Annotated in this window: 11 protein-coding genes; 7 read left to right on the top strand and 4 right to left on the bottom strand. The window is 32.8% G+C overall.

What is annotated here, in order from left to right:
* Positions 1–169 precede the first annotated feature (169 nt).
* The 3 genes from F1E73_RS15610 to F1E73_RS15620 all read right to left on the bottom strand — a co-directional run bounded on the left by F1E73_RS15610 (position 170) and on the right by F1E73_RS15620 (position 1,884).
* The gene (locus tag F1E73_RS15610; protein ID WP_150452455.1) at positions 170–667 is read right to left on the bottom strand and encodes a hypothetical protein; all 498 of its coding nucleotides are present in this window, start codon (positions 665–667) and stop codon (positions 170–172) included.
* Between the two features lie 223 nt (positions 668–890).
* Complete coding sequence (locus F1E73_RS15615; RefSeq protein WP_150452456.1) at positions 891–1,457, bottom strand: hypothetical protein; 567 nt, start codon at positions 1,455–1,457, stop codon at positions 891–893.
* A 13-nt stretch (positions 1,458–1,470) separates the two neighbouring features.
* Entirely contained in the window at positions 1,471–1,884 is a 414-nt protein-coding gene (locus F1E73_RS15620; protein ID WP_150452457.1) for a protein-export chaperone SecB, read from the bottom strand.
* A 907-nt stretch (positions 1,885–2,791) separates the two neighbouring features.
* Here F1E73_RS15620 and F1E73_RS15625 point away from each other — a divergent pair.
* The 7 genes from F1E73_RS15625 (at position 2,792) to F1E73_RS15655 (ending at position 8,815) form a co-directional block, all read left to right on the top strand.
* Positions 2,792–4,123: a phage integrase SAM-like domain-containing protein gene (locus F1E73_RS15625; RefSeq protein WP_150452458.1), complete on the top strand. Its 1,332-nt coding sequence runs from the start codon at positions 2,792–2,794 to the stop codon at positions 4,121–4,123.
* Positions 4,124–4,191: 68 nt separating this feature from the next.
* A complete protein-coding gene (locus F1E73_RS15630) occupies positions 4,192–4,521 on the top strand; it encodes a hypothetical protein (RefSeq protein ID WP_150452459.1) in 330 nt (109 codons plus the stop codon).
* Positions 4,522–4,710: 189 nt separating this feature from the next.
* Entirely contained in the window at positions 4,711–5,175 is a 465-nt protein-coding gene (locus F1E73_RS15635; RefSeq protein WP_150452460.1) for a hypothetical protein, read from the top strand.
* Positions 5,176–5,375: 200 nt separating this feature from the next.
* Positions 5,376–5,645, top strand: a complete 270-nt coding sequence (locus tag F1E73_RS15640; protein ID WP_150452461.1) for a helix-turn-helix domain-containing protein — start codon at positions 5,376–5,378, stop codon at positions 5,643–5,645.
* A gap of 770 nt (positions 5,646–6,415) precedes the next feature.
* Positions 6,416–7,348, top strand: a complete 933-nt coding sequence (locus tag F1E73_RS15645; RefSeq protein WP_150452462.1) for a hypothetical protein — start codon at positions 6,416–6,418, stop codon at positions 7,346–7,348.
* A 345-nt stretch (positions 7,349–7,693) separates the two neighbouring features.
* Positions 7,694–7,963, top strand: a complete 270-nt coding sequence (locus F1E73_RS15650) for a helix-turn-helix domain-containing protein (protein WP_191089035.1) — start codon at positions 7,694–7,696, stop codon at positions 7,961–7,963.
* A gap of 75 nt (positions 7,964–8,038) precedes the next feature.
* On the top strand, positions 8,039–8,815 hold the full coding sequence (locus tag F1E73_RS15655) for a hypothetical protein (protein WP_150452463.1): 777 nt from the start codon (positions 8,039–8,041) through the stop codon (positions 8,813–8,815).
* Between the two features lie 455 nt (positions 8,816–9,270).
* On the opposite strand, the gene F1E73_RS15660 is transcribed toward F1E73_RS15655, so the two are convergent.
* A complete protein-coding gene (locus F1E73_RS15660; RefSeq protein ID WP_191089036.1) occupies positions 9,271–9,510 on the bottom strand; it encodes a helix-turn-helix domain-containing protein in 240 nt (79 codons plus the stop codon).
* Between the last annotated feature and the right edge of the window lie 302 nt (positions 9,511–9,812).

A 9,812-nucleotide genomic window follows, 5' to 3' on the forward strand; every position in this document is an offset into this window, starting at 1 on the left:
CTGTAGCTTAAAGAGTTCATCCGAGGTATTGCACGTATTCAGCTCTAACCTCGCATTGGAAATCAATTCATCGTCGTTGAAGATTACAGCGGGGAACAATACTGATTCCTTTAAATCGAGGGAATTATTTGTTGGGTTTTATATCCTATAAAATATGCTAGAAAGAGCACTAGAATTTCTTTTCACTTACCGTTACAAAGGTATAATTACCATTTTGGTTTGTTAGAAACCCAATGACTAATTTGAAATAGGTTAAATGCCATACTCTAAGGTGGGTAGTTGTTCCTTTTTCCATAGTTTGTAAATCCCTAGAAGTAAATTTTTTGTTTTGTAAAGAGTCTTCACCTAATATGGAGTGATACTTATCAACTAAATTTCTTGTTTCTCTGGGATCTCTATTGGATTTATACATGGAAAGCCGTTTCCTTCCGTCTTCAAAATCACTTAAACTAATGTAATCAAAGGGCTTTTCACCACTCTGAAAAAGTAAGTCAGATGATTTAACCACCCCGTCAAGTTCATCCTGTAAGGAGATATCAGATGGCTCCATTTTTTCGTGTACAAAATCATATGGATTACAGCCTAGATCAGAAAGAATCGCTTTTAAACGATGTTTGCGGCTTTCATGGCTTTCTTTTTTAAACTTAAACCTACCAAATAGCCCCATATTAGTATAAGAATTATAATTAAAAGTGGATTTTATTACCACTAATGATCTAATATAATAATTATAGCACTATAAAACACCTAACTAATTATAGTTGTATAACTTACATGCGTAATGTGTGCTATTTTTTACAAACGTTTAGTTAATCAATCCAAAATTTAATTCAGAAAATCATTTTTTTTCGGCATAATACTAATCCTTTACGTGCAATAATTTTTAAAAATTATATTACATAACCACTAATATATTCATCCGGATAAACTATTTGGTAATCCCTAAAGTTCATGGGTTTAGTCCTATAAATACATATTTGAATTGCTGGTTTAAAATCCAAATACTGAGTCTTACCTAATTCAAAATTCATACGATAACTTGGGGTGGTATCAACAGACCTTGATTGGATACCATATACTCTTACTGCATCGTATTGAAAAATTTGTAAAGTATCTTTTACAAAAGATATTACCCTTGCTACCGTTGTTTTTTCAGTTACCAAACCTTTTTCTTTCATTAGTTCGATCAAATTCTCGAATTCCAACATGTGTTTCGCGGAGCCAACCAAATCAAAACAGGTAGAAATACAAAAATCAATCTTCGCTTCTGTTATTACATACTTATCATCATAAAGCAATCCTCCCCACCAATGTGCATTTTCAATGAAAGTATCCCAAAAATAATAACCATTACCAAGCCAAGCATTTTTCCTAGAACATTGAAAGGGACCATTATCTTCTATATAATCAGCATTATCTCTATCCTCTAAAGTTTGGTATATTTTTATAATTTCCAAAATAGCACACAATTTATTTTTGCGTCGTATTTTCCTTCAATGGAGCCTCTAGTGAAGTTAAATTCATTGTCGGCAACATTACTTGAGAAACATTGGCTTGATTAGTTATAAGACTTACATAAGCCCTAACATATGGGAACAATAGAGCAATGCTATTTCGGTAAAAAAATGAAGGGATATCTTCGAGGCTTTTCACACCATTAAATTGAAATGTACCAATACATCTAACAAAAATAAACGGATCATTATCTTTCTCCTCAGAAGAAAATGCATGAAATTCGAATGTTAAATCAAAGGTGGAGTCATTCGTATTCAACACGCCCGAAGGTATAAAATTGACAAAAATATCCTTAGATTTTCTCGCCTCTAAATCTATTATAACTTTGTCGAAAATATATCGAGTGATCGAAAAACTTGCTTTTTCCATAAATGTTATTCAAAAAAAAATCCGAAGTAAACTTCGGATTTTTTATATTATTAAAAAAGTTTTCATTCAATAAATTAGGGGGTTCATGCTCTAGCATGCAAAAAAATTCAGAATTCTCAACAAACTCTTCTACAGTTGGACTTTGAATCTCATCATACTTAGATGTTGAATCCCAATCTACTTTTATTTGCTCTGAAGTGGTAGTATCGAAATAATCCTGTAATTTCTCGTAAAGATTTTTCATAACGACGATATTATTTAGATTACAATCACCCTACTATTAATTAAGGGAATGCAAAGGTACAATATTTAATATTAACTATATAGTTTTTGAACAATTTGAATATATTAAGGACATTTATCAATTAACGCTCATAATCCCTATTTTACTTCAAACATCTAAACTTACTACATATTACAAAATAATTATCAAAAAGCAGACAAAATAATAAGTTAAAATTGACTTGCCAAATATATTAATCTCAACATTAATAGATAAAAATTTATTGTTTTAAAACATGTCAAGTTAATCACAATGTAAAACAAAATTAATAATTAACTGCATGGGTGAACAATTCAAGATGGAAAGCAACTATCCTACAACTTGAAAATAAACCTTTATTTAAAAAGCATCAATTTATTGGGTATTAATATATAAGTGGGATAAAATATTTCCTTAAAAAGAAAAAGCCCAGTAAAACCAATGCTTTACCGGGCTTATCTGCTCCCCCTCTTGGAGTGTAAATATTGGCTTCACCTAAACCTCAATACACTGAAAAACACTATATATCAATGTTTTATGATTTTTGCAAGTCTAAATAAATTGCATGTAATTGAATAAAATAGTAATATGGTTGGATAAACCGTTGGATAAAATCATTATATTTATATAATAAGATTTGATATTATGGCCACCATTAGATTCTATCCTCACAAACCAAAAGGGAAAAGCAAAATATATCTTAGGCTCTCCATAAAGAGGGGGATCGATTTTAGACTATCTACAGGCCAAACAATTCTAGATGCTACTAAATGGAAAAATCACTATCCCCATGGAAAAACTACTGAACTCAGAAATCTAAGGAGATCGTTAGAAGACCTTAATAGATATCTTTTGGATATTATTTCGGAGGTAGAGCAAAGCACGACAAAATCTATTAATGACATCACAAGTAATTGGGTGAAATCTAAAATTAAATCTTTCTTTAACGACACCCCTATTACCGATGAAAATTTATTGGTTCCGTATGCATTCCAATATACTGAGAACCTCAGCACCTCAACATATAAAAGAAAAGGGCGGAGAGTTAGGTACAAACAAAATACGATTGACAAGTATCATAATTTCACCAAACAACTAGAGGGATATCAAAACCATATACGCCGGAAAATAAAAATTTCAGATATCAACGAAAAATGGGCAGACGAATTTCTGGATTATTTAGCAACTGAAAAGTCCTTATCTATAAATACCAGAGGACGTTATGCCAAAAGATTGAAAACCATTATTAGCAGTGCCGAAAAGGCAGGAAAAAAGGTAGATCCCGGATATAAAAACATTGAAGGCTTTGAAGATGAAACTATTGTTACCACATTATCATTTGAGGAGATAGATAAAATCATCGCCTCACAAATGCCAAATAAAAGGCTCGAGATAGCAAAAGACTGGTTAATTATTGGATGTTATACCGCGCAACGCGTTTCAGACTTTTACCGAATGAATAAAAGTATGATTGTTCTAGAGAACAATATTTATTGGATTGTCTTTAAACAATTCAAAACAGGTCAGAGAGTAAAGATTCCTATTCATTATAAAGTAATGGGGATCCTAGAGAAATACAAATTGGACTTCCCTCCAAACTTTTCTCAGGACGAACATAGCAACAGAACCCAATTATCAAGTCTTATGAAAGATGTATGCGAAGCATCTGGCATTAATGAAAAGGTTAGAGGAAGATATAATGGTGTTATAGGAAGATACCCCAAGTATAAATTAATACAAAATCATACTTGTAGACGATCTTTTGCCACGAATTTTTATGGGAGGCCAGATTGGCCCACCCCAATGATCATGAAGATAACCGGCCATCTTAACGAAATTAATTTTTTAAAATATATAGACCAGGAGGACGATTATCTAAGTAATAGGGCCGCGGAAAACTTTGCAAAAATGAAATTGGAGGATGAAGAGAAAGAAAAACAGAATGAGGCTCAGAAATCTGATTTGAAGGTAATTTAAAACATTTAACGGACACTCCCATTCTAAAAATTCAAGCCAGTTTTAGTACATTTATAATATGAGTATCTATGAAAATGAACAGCGATTCGGAATTTGACTATAGCCAATGCACAAAATCGGAGCTTGAGGAGTTATATCACAAGATAATAGACACTGCACTAGAAAACTTCGATTATAAACTCTATGTACTTCGGAAATGGAATATTGGACATGCGGAATTTCGTCGCAGAGCATTAGCAAGCATTAAACTTCGTAATAAGAAAAGGGATAGAGAATTAGAAGTAAGGAAAGTGGTTCTAGAATATCTTTCTAATAGATATAAAACTATGTCAGATGAAGATGCGGAGATAGAATGGGCACATCTAAAGGCAGAGGTTAACTATTGCAACCACAATTGATTTTTTAATAACCAAAACACACAGACTTCCTCTTAGAATACCCATATAAAACCATTAGATGTAATCTAAATATTCATAGAATACTTAGTCAATTGTATCCTAATTAATACTAGTCAGCTCTAAAGCCTGAAAGCGTATTAAAGCATTTGGATTCCAAAAATAGAAAACAAGATTTAAACTCACATAATAATGGGAAAGAGCCTTTTAATATTAAAAAATGAAACCCCACTTACCTCATTAACACCAAGAGAAAAAATAATCCTTTTTAATTATTTAAGAAATCAAATAATGAACTTCAATACTTATAAATGGGGTATTGGAAACTATAAAAGCTTTGTAAAGAAAAACAACCTAAAATATGCAGTTTGCTACAAAGCATTGAAGGAATCTGCAAGTAATCACCCTCGAGGTAACACTATTGGACTTCAATTGTTCTTACAAAAAGTAGAACAGCTTAATAACACAAGTAACAATTTTAGAATTATAATTGACAAACGCGATAGAGAGTCCTTTTTAAAGGATTTAATAGATTTTCAACAAAAGTATTTTAAACATCTTAAGAAATCAGAGCTCTTCAATTTAGTTCACATGAATTTTGATACTGGTCTAGGAATAGAATCCTTAAGAAATTTCTATTACAACAAGGTCTTTTAAATTATTTCTTCCAAAATGTTACCCAATGAGGAAGGTTTTTGCTACATTATGTATTAATTTTTTCTGTAAAAAAAGATACACTATGCACATATATGTAGCAAAAAAGTATTAAATCGTAAGTATTTTCCTCTTTCCCATCGATAATACTAAATAAGCTCTTATTGATATAATTTTGTCATAAATACAAAAAAAAGTATATCATGACAACTATTACGATCGATTTACCAGAGGAGACAAAACTCCAGATTGAGAACATAAAAAATGAACTTAAAGAACTAAAAGAAAAATTTAAGCCAAAAGAACCGCAATTGTATTATTCCCGAAAAGAGGTGGCTAAATTATTTGGTGTAAATATTTCGACAATTCATAATTGGTCTAAAAAAGGAATTATACAACCACTAGGGATAGGTTCCAGAGTATATTTTGAAAGATCGGCTGTTGAACAAGCATTAGTTAAACTTAAAAACTAATGTTATGTACAGAATTCCACCAACCCAAGATACCGTTCCAATACCCATAATACACACGTTTAGACTTACTGATTCCAATTCAACGTCTGCCAACTATGACCCAATCAAAACAAATGGAGACAGTACATGGTTGTCTAAAGGCATCAGAGTTTCACAAAACAGGAACTACAAAAGTCCTGACCCCCAATATTACCTATCGGTAAATGTTGACAGAAATTGGCCAAAACTTATTGAACTCCATTCCTGTTACACATCTTGTATCCTAATTGGTTATAGCGGAGAGGAAAATAATAAAATAGGAGATACTCTATTGGTCCGGTTCAATCAGAACAACAGGACAGCAACGATTTTCTATTTTAAAGCTTTTTTTTCCGAAAACAGAAAACTTCTCACTCCCTTTATGAAGAGACTATATAGAAGGAAGTAGTACCATTCCTCTATTTCTCCAAATTTCTCTACTACAGCAATAAACCTAACTACATACAACCCCATTGATAGATTACGTTAAAATATTGGTTAAAGGAGTAAACTTAAACAGGCTATCGGATCATCCCTTACTCGATTTTAAAATTGAGGTGGCGGAAAATGGAGGAGAGATATCTGATAAAAAAAAGTGTACTTACCATTTTTGCACTATAACAATATACGATAGCGGAACCGTCATGTTTTCCGGAAGCATTCATAAAATGTATAATTCTTTAACAGGCATATATGCACCAAACCACAAAGACGTTGAGGTTTACAGGGGGTATAATGGCAATCAGTTTTATATGAGTGAAATAGTATTCGTAAAACAACATCTATTGGATTTGTTTGATGTTGAACCTAATCAAATGATTTTTCAGAATATTGAAATTGGGGTCAACCTAACAATTTCTTTTGATCCTCAGATATTTCTAAATGGACTGTTAATGTTTGAAGGGAAGTCATTTGAACCCCGTTTCAACGATTACTATATGCAATCACCACATGGCCAGTATATTGTTAAAATTTATAATAAAGGGAATCAATACAATATGGCCTTGAACACTTTACGTTTTGAAATGAAAATTACAAGAATGGAATTTCAAAAAAAAGGAGTTGGTATAAAGACAATGGCCGATATAGATGAACTACACTTGATTAGGGCCTTCCTATTTTTGGAAAGGCAACTAAAAAAAGTGTTGTATTACGATAACACCATTAGAATTAACGAATTAAGCCCGGGAGAAAAAAATAAATGCAAGGATTACTCTAACCCAAGGTATTGGAAAAAGTTACCATCTCATCGACGATACCGGCCCAAAACCAAATTAGATGCCTTGATCGATACCTATTCCCATAATATCAAGTCAGAATTAATAAATCAATTAAAGCAGACCTGTATAAAATTTGACAGGTATATTAAAAGCGCTAAGTGTATAAGATTTAACCATTCAAATATAGGCTCAAATACTATACTTAAGCAAGTGAAGATATGCCCTGTCACCGGCCTTGATATTTCCATGCAAAAACGAGATAGTAAACTACTATCCAATACTGGACTAAAGTATTATGAAGAAGCAGATTCCGAGACCTTCAATTGGTTAAACAGTATTTTATTGACCGGTGCAGACAATGCCTACGAAACTGATCTATACAGTCAAATCTCAAAACAGATCCGGAATAGGTATTACAATAATCCCTCTCGATACAATTTTTCAACGCAGGGGAAATTATTTTAGAACAGTTATGTTTTATAGTCAGCCATCGTGTCGTCTTAAAAAGACAAAAATTTAAGAGCGTCTTCTCTAAAATAGCACCCCACCCCTAAAAAAATTCCGTTTTCCTTTTGCCGGGAGCACTCCAAAAAAGTGTTTACCATTACAGCAACTCTAATGTACATTTTTTTCATAGAAATGGCGTAGTCATCTAAAAAAGAGACACATAAGTCGAAAACAATATATCAGATAAACTTTATTTCATATATTTAATTGGCAACGAAACACCCCCCACTTGCCATTTCCCTCCCTCACAATCCCCTTCTTAATAAGTTATTAAATGGTCTTAATTAAACAACAATAAGCAATATGAAGAACCATGAATTAAAAATGGTGGCCGAGAAATCGGTAGCTGAAATCGTACAGTTTATTAAAGAGAGAAGGAAAACCCTCAATATTAGTCAGGTAGTCCTAAGCGAAATGACCGGGGTAGCACAGGGTTATATATCCAAGATCGAGAATGGCGATGTTAAGCGTATCAGCTATGCCCATATTGTCCGATTGATCGGTGCTTTGAATGGTAAATTAGTTCTTATAGAAAAAAATATAGAATCAGGGCAATTAAAAATGTTTAGTTAACAGCCCTAAAAAAACAGCTACCCCCCTTTTTCTCATCCCCCTTTATAGGTAATCAAACCATCAAATTTAATCATTATGAGAACACTTTTAATTTTATTAGCAATCTTAACCATAGGCTGCGAAAAAGACCAACAGTATGAAGAAAATAAAAAACTGGGGACTATACACTTTTCATTGAAAGCACCAATATTAAAGTCCGAAGGCGGTACTTCAAAAGTGCCATCATGTAGTAATAAAGAACCAACTGAGATACGATTCAGCGTCACGAATAATCGAGGCTTTGATTACACTTACATATCCCCCTTACAGAAAGTAGATGGCAAGTATCTAAGCAATTCAAGCAGCACTATGGATTTCGGTGTATATACGTTAACCTCTGTGTCTCTAATGAATGGGAATGACACTATTTATGCGCTGCCCTATAAAGATGAAATACAGTTATCCCCTTTTTGGGACACGGTATTACCATTGGATATTACAGTTGATGGTGAAGAATTAGTAAGCGGAACTGTTTTCTGTTTTAACAAATATCCTGCGCCGGATATATCAGGGTTGATTAACGGAGGGTTCGACCCTATGCGATTACAGTCTCTTTGGATTGCCAATTTGAATGGAGGATGCGTTTCCCATGCTACAGTACAAGTAGATGATTATATGTATCCTACTATAACATTTTCCGGGAAATTACTAGAGGAAGTAATTGTCCCCTTAGATTACGATGTAATAACAATTATAGCATACCAGTTAGATTGGCCTATGCAAACAATAGTTTATGATTCCATTAATCCATATAATCCTGATGGAGTTATGACTGAAGATGACCTAGCTAAAATATTGTATGATTGTTATTGATTACCGATTTTAAAGACTCGTAACTAAAATAGAGTAAAAAACTCTTTAACGATGGAATTAGTGATACACTCCCATTATTAAAAACAGTTATTACTGTAAAGATCGAACAAGAGCTTTTACTTGACGTTTTGTAAACAAACTTATAGCTGGAACTCCTTTGGCAACAAATGGAGAAATAGGATAGATTCTATCCTACAAATATGTGCCAAAATTAACACCAAACTTATAGTGCTGTTTAAGATATTATATGCAAAAACATACATATCAAAACCGAGGGGAAATCACTTCAAGTAATTGGTGTATGCTAAAATGTAACATCCCATAAACATTAGTATTTTGGGGTAATCAGAAATATAATTTTACTAGGACATATCACAAATTATCTTCTATACTCTAAAAATAACATAGGGGAATTAGAGAGTAGTATTTCCGTTAAGATGATTAACGTAAAATAATTACCCCACCAACGCAGGCGTGGGAACCAAAATAAGTTTTGAATTAAGCCCTTGAACCAATTTCTCCAAGGTCTTTAGACTCATTCCTTCAAGCCTTCCCCTTTCCAGTCTACTTATCCACGACCTTTCCACTCCGGTAAGATTAGATAGGGTTTCCTGGGAAATGTTCAGGGCAAGTCTAGCATCCTTAACAAAGGCTGCTACATCTATAATACTGGTTAATGTATATAACTCATTCATAGTTGCAAAGTTAAACATTAAATACAATCGACTGACTAACAGGCTAATAAAGACATTTGCCAATTAATATTGAGAAACTCTAAAAATATATAGCTAATAGAACAAGCCATTAATTAATGGAGAAAAGAATAACAGGAAAGGTTCTAATATTGAGAAGGAAGCATATTCAACAACTCTGATGAAAGTAAGTTGTTTTAACAATAATAAACCTAAATTATTACCAATGTTGGATAAATGGTTGGATAAAAAATGTATCCAAAAAGAAAAAGCCCAGTAAAACCAATGGTTTACCGGGCTTAACT

The sequence above is a fragment of the Arenibacter lacus genome (assembly GCF_008711145.1).
Lineage (GTDB): Bacteria > Bacteroidota > Bacteroidia > Flavobacteriales > Flavobacteriaceae > Arenibacter > Arenibacter amylolyticus.

Excerpts from the sequence above, each read along its gene's own strand:
- F1E73_RS15610 (WP_150452455.1), bottom strand. The coding sequence starts at position 667 with ATGGGGCTATTTGGTAGGTTTAAGTTTAAAAAAGAAAGCCATGAAAGC.
- F1E73_RS15620 (WP_150452457.1), bottom strand. The coding sequence starts at position 1,884 with ATGGAAAAAGCAAGTTTTTCGATCACTCGATATATTTTCGACAAAGTT.
- F1E73_RS15625 (WP_150452458.1), top strand. The coding sequence starts at position 2,792 with ATGGCCACCATTAGATTCTATCCTCACAAACCAAAAGGGAAAAGCAAA.
- F1E73_RS15630 (WP_150452459.1), top strand. The coding sequence starts at position 4,192 with ATGAAAATGAACAGCGATTCGGAATTTGACTATAGCCAATGCACAAAA.
- F1E73_RS15635 (WP_150452460.1), top strand. The coding sequence starts at position 4,711 with ATGGGAAAGAGCCTTTTAATATTAAAAAATGAAACCCCACTTACCTCA.
- F1E73_RS15640 (WP_150452461.1), top strand. The coding sequence starts at position 5,376 with ATGACAACTATTACGATCGATTTACCAGAGGAGACAAAACTCCAGATT.
- F1E73_RS15645 (WP_150452462.1), top strand. The coding sequence starts at position 6,416 with ATGAGTGAAATAGTATTCGTAAAACAACATCTATTGGATTTGTTTGAT.
- F1E73_RS15650 (WP_191089035.1), top strand. The coding sequence starts at position 7,694 with ATGAAGAACCATGAATTAAAAATGGTGGCCGAGAAATCGGTAGCTGAA.
- F1E73_RS15655 (WP_150452463.1), top strand. The coding sequence starts at position 8,039 with ATGAGAACACTTTTAATTTTATTAGCAATCTTAACCATAGGCTGCGAA.
- F1E73_RS15660 (WP_191089036.1), bottom strand. The coding sequence starts at position 9,510 with ATGAATGAGTTATATACATTAACCAGTATTATAGATGTAGCAGCCTTT.